Source organism: Xanthomonas sp. NCPPB 2933 (assembly GCF_056725225.1).
The window spans coordinates 2,516,581-2,531,217 of sequence record NZ_CM161518.1; the positions used below are offsets into that span (position 1 = coordinate 2,516,581).

The window sequence follows — 14,637 nt, forward strand, 5'->3', positions numbered from 1 at the left end:
ATAGGGTAGGTTGGCGTGCGAGATGTAATCGATTACACGAGTGGGGGGCGGATGAACAGGGGCAGGACTTCGTATTGGTTGACGATTCCACTATTGCTGGGCGCGCTGGTGCTGGCGTCATGCAAACAGGCCGAGGAACCTAAGGTGGCCGAAAAGAAGGCACCGGTGAAAGTCATTCTGGTGGAAGCGCAGCTGCCACCCAAACCGGTCAAACCGCCGTTGCCGCCGCTGTTTTCGGACATCGAGCGACGCACCTTCCAGTTTTTCTGGGACACCACCAACGAACTCAACGGACTGGCACCGGATCGGTTTCCGTCGCGCCCGTTCGCCAGTATCGCGTCGGTCGGGTTTGCGCTGACCGCGTATCCGATCGGGATCGAGAATGGGTGGATCAGCCGCAATCAGGCGATCGACCGCACCTTGACCACACTGAAATTCTTCCGCGATGCGCCAATGGGGCCGCAGCGGACCGGTAGGGCCGGTTACAAGGGCTTCTACTACCACTTCCTGGACATGCAGCAGGGCAACCGGTACGACAGCTGGGTCGAGTTGTCGAGCGTGGACACCGCGCTGCTGATGATGGGCGTGTTGTTCACCCAGTCGTATTACGACGGCGAGGACCCGCGAGAAAAAGAGATCCGCCAGATCGCCGACACGTTGTACAAGCGTGTGGATTGGCGCTGGCTGCAGCAGCGTGCACCGCTGATCTCGATGGGCTGGTTCCCCGAGAGCGGCTTCATCGACCACGACTGGATGGGCTACAACGAAGCGATGATGCTGTACATCCTCGCGCTCGGCTCGCCCACCCACGGCGTCGATGCTGAGGCCTGGACCAGCTGGACCCGCACCTACAACAACGACTGGGGCGTCTACCAGGGTCAGGAATATCTGTCCTTCGGCCCGCTGTTCGGTCACCAATACAGCCATGTCTGGATCGACTTCCGCGATATCCAGGACCAGTACATGCGCGAGCGCGGTATCGACTACTTCCTCAACAGCCGCCGCGCCACGCTGGCGCAGCGCGACTACGCCATCGACAATCCGATGAAGTGGAAGGACTACGGCGAGAACGTCTGGGGCCTGACCGCCGGCGATGGCCCGCAGAACACCAGCCAGGAATACCGTGGCGAGCAGCGTCAGTTCCGCCATTACTCCTCGCGCGGCGCCGGCCTGCGCGAGAACTTCGACGACGGCACCATCGTGCCATCGGCGGCGATCTCCTCGATCGTGTTCGCGCCCGAGGTGGTGATTCCGGCGGCCGAAGAAATGCACAAGCGCTACGGCGACTTCCTGTATTCCAGCTACGGCTTTCTGGATTCGTTCAACCCCAGCTTCAACTACGACATCCCGCTCAAGACCGGGCGCATGGTGCCGGACCGCGGCTGGGTGGCCAGCGACTACATCGCCATCGACCAGGGCCCGATCCTGGCGATGATCGCCAACTACCAGAACGAATTCGTCTGGACGGTGATGAAGAAGAACCCTTACATCCGCGCCGGTCTGGAACGCGCCGGCTTCACCGGCGGTTGGCTCACCCCCGAAGGCGAGCCGCAGCCCTTGCCCAAGAAGGACGAGCAGGCAGCCGCTGCCCGCTCGCTGGGCATGGCCGAGTCGCGCGCCGCCGCCGCCCAGGCCCAGCAGGACCCGTCGCAGCGGCAAAACTCCACGCAACGCCCCAAACCCGAGTAATCCGTGCGCCTTTTGAAATTGTTGATACTGGCCGCCGCCCTGTGTGCAGGTGCGGCGGGATGCGACCGCGCCGACCCGGCCAAGACCACCGTGCGCTTCTGGGCCATGGGCAAGGAGGCCGAAGTGGTCGCCGAGCTGGTGACCGAGTTCGAGAAGCAGAACCCGGACATCCGCGTGGATGTGCAGAACATCCCGATGACGGCAGCGCACGAAAAACTGCTCACCGCCTTCGCTGCGGATGGCTTGCCGGACGTGTGCCAGCTCGGCAACACCTGGCTGCCGGAGTTCGCCTTGCTCGACACGCTGGAACCGATGCAGCCGTACGTGGCGCGCTCCAGGATCGTCGACCCGCAGGATTACTTCCCGGGCGTGTGGGACACCAATCTGGTCGACGGCACCTTGTATGGGGTGCCGTGGTATGTGGACACGCGGCTGCTTTTCTATCGCAAGGATCTGCTGCGCGAAGCCGGCTATAACGAGATGCCCAAGACCTGGGCCGGGATGGAACAGGTGATGGCGGCGATCAAGCGCAAGGTTGGCCCGGACCGCTACGCCATCCTGATGCCGCTTAACGAATTCGAGCAGCAGCTGTCGTTCGCCCTGCAACAGGACGATCGCCTGCTGCGCGACCACGACAACTACGGCAACTTCCGTGGCGAAGGCTTCCGCAAGGCGCTGGGCTTCTACGACAACATGTATCAGAAAGGCTGGGCACCGAAGGTCTCCGAGACCCAGGTCTCCAATGTCTGGTACGAATTCTTCAACGGCTATTACGCGTTCTATCTGTCCGGCCCGTGGAACGTGCGCGAGTTCAAGTTGCGCCAGCCGCCGGGCATGGAAGGCAAGTGGGGCACCGCGCCGCTGCCGGGTCCGAACGGTTTGGGTGCCGGCATTGCCGGCGGTTCCAGCCTGGTGATCTTCAAGTCGTCCCAGCACAAGGACGCCAGCTGGAAGCTGATCGAATACCTGTCGCAGCCGCAGGTGCAGGCGCGCTTCCACGCCATCATCGGCGACCTGCCGCCGCGTCGCAGCACCTGGAAGTTGCCCTCGCTGGCCAACGACGAACTGGCGCATGCCTTCGGCGACCAGCTGGAGCGGGTCAAGGCCACGCCCAAGGTGCTGGAGTGGGAGCGCATCGTGCAGGAAATGCGGCTGGTGACCGAGCGGGTGGTACGTGGCGGCCAATCGCACGAGGCCGCCGTGCAGGAACTGGATAAACGCGTGGACGAGATTCTGGCCAAGCGCCGCTGGATCTTCGAACAGGAAGGCGGGCATGTCGGCCCGGCGGGTGACTCGGCCCAACCTGCCGCTGCCCCGGTCGCAGCGCCCGTCGTGACGCCGGCCGCCGCGCCAGCTGCAACAGCGGACAAGGAGGCAGCACGATGATGAAGCGCAATTCGGTCGCCGGCTGGGTGTTTGCCGCGCCCTCGATCCTGGTGCTGGGCATGTTCTTCGGCGTGCCGGTGTTCGCCGCGCTGGTGCTCAGCGTCACCGACTTCGACCTGTACGCGCTGGCCGACAGCAGCCATCTGCGCTTCGTCGGCCTGGGCAATTACATCGAGCTGCTGCAGACGCCGCTGTTCTGGAAGTCGTTGTGGAACACCACGTACTTCGTGCTGCTGGGCGTGCCGATGTCGATCGGCGTGTCGCTGGGCGCGGCCTTGCTGCTCAACGCCAAGGCCTCGCGCTTCAAGGCGGTGTTCCGCACCGCGTTGTTCGCCCCGGTGGTGACCACGCTGGTGGCGGTGGCGGTGATCTGGCGCTACCTGTTCCACATCAAGTACGGCCTGGTGAACTTCGGTCTGAGCCATCTGGGCATCGCCCCGATCGACTGGCTGGGCGACCCGCGCTGGGCGATGCCGACCATCATGCTGTTCGCAGTGTGGAAGAACTTCGGCTACAACATGGTGATCTTCCTGGCCGGCCTGCAGGCGATTCCGCAGGACCTGTATGAGGCCGCGCGCATCGATGGCGCCTCGCGCTGGAAGCAGTTCCTGCACATCACCCTGCCGATGCTCGGCCCGGTGCTGATGGTGGTCGGGGTGATCACGATCTCCGGCTATTTCCAGCTGTTCGCCGAGCCGTACGTGATGACCCGCGGCGACCCACTGCAAAGCACCGTGAGCGTGCTGTATTTCATGTTCGAGGAAGGCTTCAAGTGGTGGAACCTCGGCCGCGCGTCGGCGGTGGCGTTTCTGCTGTTCCTGATCATCCTGGCGGTGACCACCGTGATGCTGCGCTTCGGCCGCAAGAGAGATTTGATATGAGTCGTGATGTCGGCCAGTCGCGCTGGAATGCCGTGCTGATCAACGGTGGCTTGCTGGTGCTGGCCCTGGTCAGCCTGGCGCCGCTGCTGTGGATGCTATCGGTGTCGTTCATGCCCACCGGCGAGGCCAGCCGCTTCCCGCCGCCGATGCTGCCCTCGGCATTTACCCTGGCCAATTACCATGAGCTGTTCGCGCGCACCGGCATGGCGCGCAACTTCGCCAACAGCCTGATGGTGTCCGGGCTGATCACGCTCGGCTCGTTGCTGATCAACACCATGGCCGGCTATGCGTTCGCCAAGCTGCAGTTCGTCGGCCGCGAGCGCATCTTCAAGATCCTGATGGCCGCGCTGGTGATCCCCGCGCAGGTGGCGATGCTGCCGTTGTTCCTGCTGATGAAGCAGTTGCATCTGGTCAACAACATCGGCGGGGTGGTGGTGCCGGCGTTGGCGACGGTGTTCGGTATCTTCCTGGTGCGCCAGTACGCGCGCAGCATTCCCGATGAGCTGATCGAAGCCGCGCGCATCGATGGCGCCAGCGAGATGCGCATCTTCTTCCAGATCGTGCTGCCGATGCTCAAGCCGGTGCTGGTCACCTTGACCATCTTCACCTTCATGGGCTCGTGGAACGACTTCATGTGGCCGCTGATCGTGCTGACCGACCAGGAGCAATACACCTTGCCGGTGGCGCTGGCGGCACTGTCGCGCGAGCACATCATGGACGTGGAACTGATGATGGCCGGCGCGGTGGTGACGGTGATTCCGGTGCTGCTATTGTTCGTCGCGCTGCAGCGTTACTACATCCAAGGTCTTCTGCTGGGGAGTGTGAAGGGGTGAAGCGAGTGTTCCTGCGACTGTTTGCCATGGCCGCTGTCGTCACGTCTGCGGGCGCGGCGCAGGCGCAGGAGCGCGTGCTCGACGGTTTCAACGACATCGGCGCCTGGCGCCTGGTGGTGTCCAACCAGGTCAGCGGCTCGCTGCGCCCGGTGGCCACCACATCCGGCGGGCATGCGCTATGCCTGGATTACAACTTCAACGGCGTGTCCGGCTATGTCGGCATCCGTCGCAATCTGCCGATCGAGTATCCGGACAACTACCGCCTCGGCTTCGCGCTGCGCGGTGAATCGCCGTCCAACGATTTGCAGGTCAAGCTGATCGATGCCAGCGGCGACAACGTGTGGTGGGTCAACCGGCCGGGCTTCAATTTTCCGAAGAATTGGACCAGCTTCGCCTACCGCAAGCGCAACATCGAAAAAGCCTGGGGACCAGGCCAGGACAAGCAGCTGCGCAGCAGTGCGGATGTCGAATTCACCATCTACAACAAGGTCGGCGGCAAGGGCTCGGTGTGCTTCGACCGCCTGACGCTGACCCCGCTGCCGCCCGAAGACACCTCGCCGTTGAAGGCCGAGGCCATCACCGACACCGCGCCCGCACTGGAACAACGCCTGGCCGACGGCAAGCCGGAGACCTTCTGGCTGAGCGGTGCGGTCAAGCAACAGACCGTGACGCTGGATCTGGGCAAGGTGCGCGAGTTCGGTGGCGCGGTGGTGCAGTGGGTGCCCGGCTTGCAGGCCTCGCAATACGTGGTGCGCGCCTCCAGCGACGGGCGCGGCTGGCGCGATCTGCGCACCGTCACCGCCGGTGCCGGCGGCACCGATTGGCTGGCATTGCCGGACACCGAGGCGCGCTATCTGCGTTTCGATCTCAAGGATGGCCCCAACTGGCGTTACGGCATCAAGGAAGTGCAGCTGCAGCCGCTGGCCTTCGCCGCAACGCCCAATGATTTCATCAAGTCGCTGGCCGCACAGATGCCGCGTGGCAGCTATCCGCGCGGTTTCTCCGGCGAGCAGCCGTACTGGACCATCCTGGGCCTGGATGGCGGCACCGAGCAGGGTCTGATCGGCGAAGACGGCGCGGTGGAAGTGGGCAAGGGCGGTTTCAGTATCGAACCGTTCGTGGTCACCGGCGGCAAGCTGCTGCATTGGTCCGACGTCAGCAGCGAGCAGAGCCTGCAGGACGATTACCTGCCGATTCCCAGCGTCGACTGGCACCACGACCTGATGAATCTGCGCGTCACCGCTTTCGTGCAGGGCACACCGGATCAGGCGCAGTTGGTCGCACGCTACCAACTGCACAACACCGGCAAGGAGGCGCGCGACTTCACCCTGGCATTGGCGGTGCGTCCGTTCCAGGTCAACCCGCCGGCGCAGTTCCTCAACACCCTGGGCGGCGTCAGCCGGATCGAGCAACTGGCCGTGGACGGCGCGCAGGTCAGCGTCAACGGCAAGCCGCGCGTATTCGCCGCGCAGCGTCCGGATGCCGGCTTTGCCAGCGCCTTCGACAGCGGCATGGACGTCAGCCATCTCACCGCTGCCACGCCGCCGACGATCACCCAGGTGAAAGACGAGACCGGTCTGGCATCGGGCGTGCTGTTGTATCGCTGGAAGCTGGAGCCTGGCCAACGGCGCGAAGTGGCGTTGGTGATTCCGCAAACCGGCACCGCGCAACTGCCGGCCGGCTTCGATGCCGACAAGGCGCAACAGCAGGTTGCCCAGCAGTGGCGCAGCAAGCTCGATCGCGTACGCATCAGCGTGCCGGCCGAAGGCAAGCCGGTGGTTGATACCTTGCGCACCGCGCTGGCGCATATGTTGATCTCGCGTATCGGCCCGCGCCTGCAGCCGGGCACACGCTCGTATTCGCGCAGTTGGATCCGCGATGGCGCGATGATTTCCGAGGGCCTGTTGCGGCTCGGCCGCGAAGACGTGGTGCGCGAGTACGTCGACTGGTTCGCGCCGTATCAATTCGACAACGGCATGGTGCCGTGCTGCGTGGACGACCGCGGCAGCGACCCGGTGCCGGAGAACGACAGCCACGGCGAGCTGATCTTCAATATCGCCGAGTATTACCGCTATACCGGCGACAAGGCGTTCCTGGAAAAGATGTGGCCGCACGTCACCGGCGCCTACGACTACATGGAAACGCTGCGCGCCAGCGAGCGCACCGAAGACAACTTCATGCGCAATCCGGCCTTCTACGGAATGATGCCGGTGTCGATCAGCCACGAAGGCTACTCGGCCAAGCCGGTGCATTCGTACTGGGATAATTTCTGGGCGCTGCGCGGCTACAAGGATGCGGTGATGCTGGCCGGCGCGCTCGACAAGCCCGACGAAGTCGCCCGCTTCAGCACTGCACGCGACGAATTCAGTGGCGACCTGATCGCCTCGCTTGGTGCGGCGGTGCGCCAGCACACTCTCGATTTCCTGCCTGGCTCGGCCGAGCTCGGCGACTTCGATGCGACCTCGACCACCATCGCGCTGGCACCGGGTGGCGAGCAGCAACGCCTGCCGCAGGATCTGCTGACCAATACCTTCGAGCGCTACTGGAAGGAGTTCTCAGACCGCCGCGACAGTAAGCGCGAGTGGAAGGACTACACGCCGTACGAATGGCGCAACGTGGCCGCGTTCGTGCGCCTGGGCTGGCGCGACCGCGCCTGGGACGCCACCGCATTCTTCTTCAAGGACCGTGCGCCGCAGCCGTGGAATCAATGGGCCGAAGTGGTCTCGCGCACGCCACGCACACCGTTCTTCGTCGGGGATCTGCCACATGCCTGGGTCGCCTCGGACTTCGTGCGCTCGGTACTGGACATGTTCGCCTACGGCCGCGAATCCGATGCCAGCCTGGTGATTGCGGCCGGCACGCCCACGCGCTGGTTCGAAGGCAAGGGAATTGGGATTGCCGAATTGCGCACCCCGTACGGGCGTCTCAACTACACCCTGCAACGCACCGACAAGCAACTGGTCCTGCAACTGCAGCCCGGCCTGATTTTGCCGCCGGGTGGAGTGGTGTTGCCTTGGCCGTACCAGGGCACGCCGGGCAAGGCCAGCATCAACGGCGAATCGGCCGAATGGCAGAATGGTGAACTGCGCATCCAGCAACTGCCGGCCAATGTGCAGATCGATGTGCCCAGCGCGGTGCGGCGCGCCGAGCGCGCTACGCAATGAATGACGCACGTCAGCCTACCCGGGCAGCGCCGGCGCGGCGACGTGCCGGATGGCCGGTCGTGTTGGCTGCGCTGCTGTGCTCTGTTGCTGTCCATGCCACGCAGGCCACCCACCCCGTGCAGGCCGTGCAACCCGCACAAGTAGACAAGAACGATCACGCAGCACGCGCCTCCCAGGCCATGCAGTCGCCGAGCGCGGTGCAGCGCGAAATGACCCTGGTCACGCTCAACCTGCATCACGACCGCGAAGACTGGCCGGCACGTCGCGCCTACATCGCCAAACAGCTCAAGCAACTGGCGCCGGATGTGATCGCGCTGCAGGAAGTGATCGAACGGCGGAGCAGCGTGGAAAACCAGGCTGCCTGGCTGGCACGCAAGCTCGGGTACGAGTACACCTTCGCCTCGGTCGATCCGGTCGGCGCGCCCAAGCGCTACGGCAATGCGTTGTTGAGCCGGCGCAAAGTGCTGGCCATGCATCAGCGCCTGCTGCAGCCCTTGGACGATTACCGCGTCGCCGCGCATTTGCAGGTCGATGTCGACGGCCAGCCGGTCAACGTCTACGTCACCCATCTCAACGAACGCGCCGATGCACGCGGCACCGCCACGCGCACGCGACAGGTGGCCGACCTGCTGGACTTTATTTCCTCTAACAGCGATCAAGCCCCCGTCGTGATTGCTGGCGATTTCAACACCGCCGCCGATGCCCTCGATCTGGAAGCGCTACGCAAGGGCTATGGCGACAGCTACGGCAGCGTGCATCGCAACAGCGACGCCACGGTCAGCACCTTGAACCTGCACGTATTCGACAAGCCGGCGCGGATCGACCACGTGTTCTTCCAGCAAAACCGCCTGCTGGCCCGTGAAGCGCGCATCCTGTTCGACGCGCCGTACGCCGAAGGCCGCTGGGCCTCGGACCACTACGGCGTGTGGGTGCGCTTGCAGCTAGCGCCAGGCGCACCTGCCGCCCCGTAACCTGGCGCTTGCTCCAGCTCTCGTAGGAGCGCCCCTGGGCGCGATGAGGCTTTACCGGTAAAACCCCATCGCGCCCAGGGGCGCTCCTACGAAAGGCAACGAATGTTTCGCGGATTGCAGCGCAACGCATCGCCGCCGCAATCAACCATGCAGACGATTGAAGATCTGCACACCCGCCAGCCACACACCGGCCATGCTGCCAAAGTTGGTCAGCAGAAACGTCAGCACCACACGCGAGACGCGATTGCGGTACCAGCCGCGCAAGGTCTGCGCATCGTCGCGCAGCGTCAGGAAATCGCCATAGGCCGGCTTGCGCATATGCACCTCGACCAACGCGGCGAACGCGCCGGTCGGTACGCTCAGTCGGAACGGCTTGAACGGCGCGACCACCGCAGCGGTCAAAATGCTCAAGGGATGACTGCCGGCCAGCAGACAACCCAGCGCCGCCATACCGCCGGTGTACATCGCCCATTGCAACAACAAATCGGCGCCCATACTCAGGCCGCCGCGCCAGAAACCGATCCCGATGCCAACGATGATGACCGCCAGCACGCCCAGCGTGATCCATGGAACGCGCTTGCGTTGCTGCACGTATTCCAGCGATTCGCGCAGCGGGCCGGGTGCATCGGTGTCCTGTTCCAGATGCCGCGCAAGACCTGCCAGATGTCCCGCGCCGACCACCGCCAGCACCTCGTGCTGACCGGCGTTGGCTTCCTCGCGCAGACGCGCAGCCATGTACTGATCGCGCTCGGCAATCACGGTCTCGTACAGCTCCGGGCTTTCGCTGGCGAAATCGCCGAAGCTCGCCTCCAGCATGTCGCCTTGCTTGAGTTTTTCGATTTCCTCTTCGCCCACCTCATCGGCGGCGAACAAGCCGCTCAGCAAGCCGCCGGCCAGCTTCATCTTGCCGAAGAATCCCAGCCGCCCGGAGGCGCGCTTGAAGGTCAGGCCGACCTCGCGATCGATCAGATGCACCGGCAAGCCTTGTGCGCGCGCCAGATTGACCGCCTCCTTCAATTCCGCACCTGGCTCGATGCCGAGCTGCTTGGCCAGGCGGCGCTGATAAGCCGCCAGTGCCAGGTTCGCTGCGAACAATGCCACGCGGCCCTTGCGGATCACCTGCACCAGGTCCAGGCGGGCGAGGGCGTCCGGGTCGCTGAGCGCCTGCAGGCGCTGTGCATCCAGTTCCACCGCCACCGCGTCGTAGCGCCCGCTGCCGATCGCCCGCTGCACCGCGGCCACGCTGGCCAGCGAGACATGCGCAGTGCCGAGCAAGGTGTAGCGCACGCCATCGCGTTCGACGATGCGGTGCGGCTGGCCGGACAGCGCATCGTCCAGAACGTGGGTGGTCTGCTCAGTCATTGGGTCATTCATCAGAAGGAGGGGCGGTGTCACCGGGGCCGAGCGGGCGTTGCATCTGCAAACCGTCCAGCCAGCGGCCATGCTTGCGGCCGATTCCGGTGAACACTCCGACCGTGCGAAAACCAAAACGTTCATGCAGCCGTCGCGATGCCTGATTCTCGGCATCGCCGATCACCGCAATCATCTGTCGATAGCCGCGTTGTTCACAGCGTGCGATCAGCTCGCCCAACAAGGCCTTGCCGATGCCACGTCCTTGCATGTCGCTGGCAAGGTAGATCGAATTCTCCACGGTCCAGCGATACCCCGCACGTGCGCGGTACGCGCCAGCATAGGCATAACCGACCACTGCAGCATCGCGTTCGGCGACCAGATACGGATACCCGGCATCTACGGTGGCGCGCACCCGCGTGCGCATCTCGTCGCTCGACGGAGCGCTGTATTCGTAGCTGTTGACCCCGGCGATCTGCTCCGCATAGATCGCGGTGATCGCCGGGATGTCCGCCTCGCGGACCTCGCGTACCTCGACAGGCATGCGGTCAGTCGATGTAACGCTTGAGCAGATCGCCATACGCATCGATGCGGCGATCGCGCAGGAACGGCCAGATGCGCCGCACATGCTCGCTGCGCTGCAGATCGACATCGCATACCAGCACCGTCGGCTCCTGGCCGGCTTCGGCGATGAATTCGCCCTGCGGCCCCAGCACATGGCTGTTGCCCCAGAACTGGATGCCCGAGGCGCCCATCGGCGAAGGCTCATGCCCCACGCGGTTGCACGACAGCACCGGCACACCGTTGGCCACTGCATGGCCGCGATGGCTGAGCACCCACGCATCGCGCTGACGCTCCTGTTCGGGTTGCTGATCGTCCGGATCCCAGCCGATCGCGGTGGGGTAGAGCAGCAGTTCCGCACCGGCCAGCGCCATCAGGCGCGCAGCCTCGGGGTACCACTGATCCCAGCACACCAGCACGCCGAGACGACCCACCGAAGTATCGATTGGCGTGAAGCCCAGATCGCCCGGCGTGAAGTAGAACTTCTCGTAAAAACCCGGGTCGTCGGGGATATGCATCTTGCGGTATTTTCCGAGCAGGCGGCCGTCCTTTTCGAACACCACCGCCGTGTTGTGATACAGCCCGGCAGCGCGCCGCTCGAACAACGAGGCCACCAGCACCACGCCATGTTGCTTGGCCAGCGCGCCGAGGCGCTCGGTGCTGGGGCCGGGAATCGGCTCGGCCAGATCGAATTCGTCCACCGACTCGTGCTGGCAGAAGTACGCGCCGTTATGCAGTTCCTGCAGCAGCACCAGCTTGGCGCCCTGCGCAGCGGCTTCGGCCACGCGCGACTCAATGATGGCCAGATTGGCCTCGGCGTCGCCGTGGTTGCGCTCCTGGATCAGCGCGACGGGAAGGAGATGACGGGTCATGGCAGCATCCAACTAGGTGGCGCACAGGGTAGCGCGCCATGGCGTAACACCGGCCTGCCGGCCGGAACAGGAATGACTCAGGCGGCCAACAGACCGGCGGGCAGTTGCATGGTCAAACAGTGCAGGCTGCCGTTCTGCCAGATCAGCGCCCGACACGGCACTGGCACGATTTCATGCTGCGGGAATGCTTCGGCCAGCACTGCCTGCGCAGTTGCATCGGCCTTGTCGCCATAGGCGGGCATCAGCACCGCACCGTTGACGATCAGGAAATTGGCATACGAGGCCGCAAGACGGCGGCCGTGGTCGAGAATCGGCTCGGCCCACGGCAACACGAACAGGCGATACGGCTGCCCATCGGCCTTGCGCAGTGCAGCCAGTTCGGCGCCCATCGCCTGCAGTTCGGTGTAATGCGAATCGGTGGCTACATCGCAGCCCTGGTAGACGATCGCATCCGGGCCGGCAAAGCGCGCCAGCGTATCGATATGCGCGTCGGTGTCGTCGCCTTCCAGATAGCCGTGATCCAGCCACAGCACACGCTCCTGCGACAACCACGCAGCAAGATCGCTGCTCAACGATTCGCGCGAGCGCTGCGGGTGCCGCTCGTGCAGGCACTTCCAGGTGGTCAGCAAGGTACCGGCACCATCTGTCTCGATTGCACCGCCTTCCAGCGCAAAGTCGACCGTCTGCACCTGCGCCGGCACGAACACCTGCGCTATATCCAGCGAGGTGACCAATTGATCGTCCAGGCTGGCCTCGAACTTGCCGCCCCAGCCGGTGAAGCGGAAATCCATCAGCCGGAAACCGCCATCCTGGCGCAACGTGATCGGCCCCGAATCACGCAGCCAGGTGTCGTTGTAGGCCGCAATCACAAAGCGCACGCGCGCCATGTCCACCCGCGCCGAACGCAGCCGCGCTTCGGCATAAATCTGCAGATCGTCATCGGCCACGCAGACGATCACCGGCTCGAAACGGGAAATCGCCGTCACCAGCGCGATATAGGTCTCTTCCACCTCGGCCAGACGCTCGGCCCAATCGGTGCCCGCATGCGGCCACGCGATCAACACGGCGGATTGAGGTTCCCACTCGGCAGGAAAGCGAACGCTATCGGTCATACCTAACAAATACCCATCAATGCCCAACCGAAGCCAGGCTGTTAATCAAATCCCCGCACACGGATGTGCGGGCTCTTGTAGAGGGATCTACACAACATCGGCTCGCATCAAAGCGGCTTGGGCCCGATCTCGTTCGCATCGGCCTGATTGGCCACCACGTCGATCACCCGGCTCTTTTCGAAATACACGGTAAAAGCCGGATACACCCAGCGATGGATGGTCGGCCACTGACGCTTCTGGCCACCGCGCGGATCCAACTTTTCCTGCGGCGCGCCGTAACGGCCTTCGACCTGGCTCATGCTGTCGCCACGCAAGGGAAGGGCGGCGGCGGGCTTTTGCTTTGCACGATCGACCAACAGTGTGTCGGCCGAGGCAACGGCACTGATCCCCATCAGCGCGATTGCCAGCATGATCGGCGGCATCACAAACAAACGGTTGCGCATGTCATCTACTCCCCAGTGGACAAGACTTCGAATGGTGATTACAGCAAAAAACCAGGTCAGGCGTTGGTGCCATTGCTCCCCCGATGACGACGCGCAAGTTCCGGCACGCTGCGCCGGGACGTCCTCGACCGCCGCACCCAGGCGCATCACGGTGTCCGTCAAGACGATGCCCGTGCAGTCTCCATCGGCCAGGAAACATCGGCCAAGAAAAAACCGCCCGAAGGCGGCTTTCTCGGGTCTTGCACGCGCAGCAAAGGCTTAGCGCTGACGGGCCTTGAAACGCGGGTTCGACTTGCAGATCACGAACACCTTGCCACGGCGGCGGACCACCTTGCAGTCGCGGTGACGGGTCTTCGCAGACTTCAGGGAGGACAGGACTTTCATGGCACACCTCGGCGTAAACGGTTGGATTCGATGGAAGAGTGCCCGCTATCGAGGGTGCACCCGGAATTAAGCCGGCAATTCTAACCGGCTTTTCGTCGTGCTTTCAAGTGGTTGCATCCGAATCGCTGCGAGCGGCGCTACACTGGTCGCTTCATTACCTTCCGGAAACCTGAATGACCGACCTTTCGCCCGTCCTCACCATCGACGGACCCTCCGGTGCCGGCAAGGGCACCGTGAGCCGGATCGTGGCCGCGCGGTTGGGCTGGCACTACCTCGATTCGGGCGCACTGTACCGCGCCGTCGGTGTTGCAGCGAGCTGGGCCGATCTGGACGTGTCCGACCCGGCGGCGCTGGTGCGTTGCACCTTCGACACCAAGGTCGAATTCGATGACGCAGGCGAGGCGGGGCTGCGGGTGCTGGTCAATGGCGTGGACGCCACCAGCGAGTTGCGCCTGGAAACGACCGGTGCGCTGGCCTCTGCAATTGCGGCCATTCCCGAGGTGCGCAGTGCCCTGAAAGAGCGCCAGCGCGCATTCAGGCGAGCGCCCGGCCTGGTTGCCGATGGGCGCGACATGGGCACGGTGATCTTCCCGGATGCCGCATTCAAGGTCTTTCTGACCGCCAGTGCCGAGGAACGTGCGGGCCGTCGCCATAAACAGTTGATGGAAAAGGGTGTTTCGGTTATCTTTGACGACCTGCTGCGCGAGATCATGGCTCGCGATGCGCGTGATGCGCAGCGGGTGGTGGCGCCATTACGGCCGGCCGAAGACGCCGTGCTGATCGATACCAGCGGGATGGGAATCGAAGATGTCGTCCAGCGTGTGGTCGGGTTGTTAGCCGCTCGCACGTCGTCGTAAGCGTTCCGCAAGCGGGCACGTCCCGCCGACCGTAAGGCGTTCCAAGGCTCTGCCGCACATCCCGTGTGGCGGTTCTATGACTACTTAACCGACTCGCTGTCCGGAGTCGACCAACAGGCTGGGCGGCTCGTATC

13 protein-coding genes are annotated in these 14,637 nt (G+C 64.0%); 7 read left to right on the forward strand and 6 right to left on the reverse strand.

What is annotated here, in order from left to right:
• Positions 1-51 precede the first annotated feature (51 nt).
• From AC1PLU_RS10355 to AC1PLU_RS10380, 6 genes are read left to right on the forward strand one after another with little or no spacing between them, the layout of a single operon-like run.
• Positions 52-1,689 (forward strand): glucoamylase family protein, encoded by a 1,638-nt coding sequence (locus AC1PLU_RS10355; protein WP_043889243.1) that lies wholly within the window; start codon positions 52-54, stop codon positions 1,687-1,689.
• Between the two features lie 3 nt (positions 1,690-1,692).
• The gene (locus tag AC1PLU_RS10360) at positions 1,693-3,075 is read left to right on the forward strand and encodes a sugar ABC transporter substrate-binding protein (RefSeq protein ID WP_481093344.1); all 1,383 of its coding nucleotides are present in this window, start codon (positions 1,693-1,695) and stop codon (positions 3,073-3,075) included.
• On the forward strand, positions 3,072-3,956 hold the full coding sequence (locus tag AC1PLU_RS10365) for a carbohydrate ABC transporter permease (RefSeq protein ID WP_006451816.1): 885 nt from the start codon (positions 3,072-3,074) through the stop codon (positions 3,954-3,956). The genes AC1PLU_RS10360 and AC1PLU_RS10365 overlap by 4 nt, the downstream gene beginning before the upstream one ends.
• Positions 3,953-4,789, forward strand: a complete 837-nt coding sequence (locus AC1PLU_RS10370; protein ID WP_115040133.1) for a carbohydrate ABC transporter permease — start codon at positions 3,953-3,955, stop codon at positions 4,787-4,789. The genes AC1PLU_RS10365 and AC1PLU_RS10370 overlap by 4 nt, the downstream gene beginning before the upstream one ends.
• Positions 4,790-4,815: 26 nt before the next feature.
• Positions 4,816-7,953, forward strand: a complete 3,138-nt coding sequence (locus tag AC1PLU_RS10375; RefSeq protein WP_481108377.1) for a discoidin domain-containing protein — start codon at positions 4,816-4,818, stop codon at positions 7,951-7,953.
• Positions 7,950-8,924, forward strand: coding sequence for an endonuclease/exonuclease/phosphatase family protein (locus AC1PLU_RS10380; RefSeq protein ID WP_481108378.1), 975 nt, complete (start codon positions 7,950-7,952; stop codon positions 8,922-8,924). The genes AC1PLU_RS10375 and AC1PLU_RS10380 overlap by 4 nt, the downstream gene beginning before the upstream one ends.
• Before the next feature lie 141 nt (positions 8,925-9,065).
• On the opposite strand, the gene AC1PLU_RS10385 is transcribed toward AC1PLU_RS10380, so the two are convergent.
• The 6 genes from AC1PLU_RS10385 to ykgO form a co-directional block, all read right to left on the reverse strand.
• Positions 9,066-10,298 (reverse strand): TraB/GumN family protein, encoded by a 1,233-nt coding sequence (locus tag AC1PLU_RS10385; protein ID WP_023904151.1) that lies wholly within the window; start codon positions 10,296-10,298, stop codon positions 9,066-9,068.
• Positions 10,291-10,818 (reverse strand): N-acetyltransferase family protein, encoded by a 528-nt coding sequence (locus AC1PLU_RS10390; protein WP_481093341.1) that lies wholly within the window; start codon positions 10,816-10,818, stop codon positions 10,291-10,293. The genes AC1PLU_RS10385 and AC1PLU_RS10390 overlap by 8 nt, the downstream gene beginning before the upstream one ends.
• Positions 10,819-10,822: 4 nt before the next feature.
• The gene (locus tag AC1PLU_RS10395; protein WP_104550843.1) at positions 10,823-11,707 is read right to left on the reverse strand and encodes a carbon-nitrogen hydrolase; all 885 of its coding nucleotides are present in this window, start codon (positions 11,705-11,707) and stop codon (positions 10,823-10,825) included.
• 77 nt (positions 11,708-11,784) lie between these two features.
• The gene (locus AC1PLU_RS10400; protein WP_481108379.1) at positions 11,785-12,819 is read right to left on the reverse strand and encodes an agmatine deiminase family protein; all 1,035 of its coding nucleotides are present in this window, start codon (positions 12,817-12,819) and stop codon (positions 11,785-11,787) included.
• Positions 12,820-12,926: 107 nt separating this feature from the next.
• Positions 12,927-13,262, reverse strand: a complete 336-nt coding sequence (locus AC1PLU_RS10405) for a hypothetical protein (RefSeq protein WP_104550831.1) — start codon at positions 13,260-13,262, stop codon at positions 12,927-12,929.
• Between the two features lie 258 nt (positions 13,263-13,520).
• The gene (gene ykgO, locus AC1PLU_RS10410; RefSeq protein ID WP_005913193.1) at positions 13,521-13,646 is read right to left on the reverse strand and encodes a type B 50S ribosomal protein L36; all 126 of its coding nucleotides are present in this window, start codon (positions 13,644-13,646) and stop codon (positions 13,521-13,523) included.
• A 173-nt stretch (positions 13,647-13,819) separates the two neighbouring features.
• Here ykgO and cmk point away from each other — a divergent pair, with 173 nt between their 5' ends.
• Positions 13,820-14,503: a (d)CMP kinase gene (cmk, locus tag AC1PLU_RS10415; protein WP_115040129.1), complete on the forward strand. Its 684-nt coding sequence runs from the start codon at positions 13,820-13,822 to the stop codon at positions 14,501-14,503.
• Positions 14,504-14,637: the final 134 nt, after the last annotated feature.

Excerpts from the sequence above, each read along its gene's own strand:
- AC1PLU_RS10355 (WP_043889243.1), top strand. The coding sequence starts at position 52 with ATGAACAGGGGCAGGACTTCGTATTGGTTGACGATTCCACTATTGCTG.
- AC1PLU_RS10365 (WP_006451816.1), top strand. The coding sequence starts at position 3,072 with ATGATGAAGCGCAATTCGGTCGCCGGCTGGGTGTTTGCCGCGCCCTCG.
- AC1PLU_RS10370 (WP_115040133.1), top strand. The coding sequence starts at position 3,953 with ATGAGTCGTGATGTCGGCCAGTCGCGCTGGAATGCCGTGCTGATCAAC.
- AC1PLU_RS10375 (WP_481108377.1), top strand. The coding sequence starts at position 4,816 with ATGGCCGCTGTCGTCACGTCTGCGGGCGCGGCGCAGGCGCAGGAGCGC.
- AC1PLU_RS10380 (WP_481108378.1), top strand. The coding sequence starts at position 7,950 with ATGAATGACGCACGTCAGCCTACCCGGGCAGCGCCGGCGCGGCGACGT.
- AC1PLU_RS10385 (WP_023904151.1), bottom strand. The coding sequence starts at position 10,298 with ATGAATGACCCAATGACTGAGCAGACCACCCACGTTCTGGACGATGCG.
- AC1PLU_RS10390 (WP_481093341.1), bottom strand. The coding sequence starts at position 10,818 with ATGCCTGTCGAGGTACGCGAGGTCCGCGAGGCGGACATCCCGGCGATC.
- AC1PLU_RS10395 (WP_104550843.1), bottom strand. The coding sequence starts at position 11,707 with ATGACCCGTCATCTCCTTCCCGTCGCGCTGATCCAGGAGCGCAACCAC.
- AC1PLU_RS10400 (WP_481108379.1), bottom strand. The coding sequence starts at position 12,819 with ATGACCGATAGCGTTCGCTTTCCTGCCGAGTGGGAACCTCAATCCGCC.
- AC1PLU_RS10405 (WP_104550831.1), bottom strand. The coding sequence starts at position 13,262 with ATGCGCAACCGTTTGTTTGTGATGCCGCCGATCATGCTGGCAATCGCG.
- ykgO (WP_005913193.1), bottom strand. The coding sequence starts at position 13,646 with ATGAAAGTCCTGTCCTCCCTGAAGTCTGCGAAGACCCGTCACCGCGAC.
- cmk (WP_115040129.1), top strand. The coding sequence starts at position 13,820 with ATGACCGACCTTTCGCCCGTCCTCACCATCGACGGACCCTCCGGTGCC.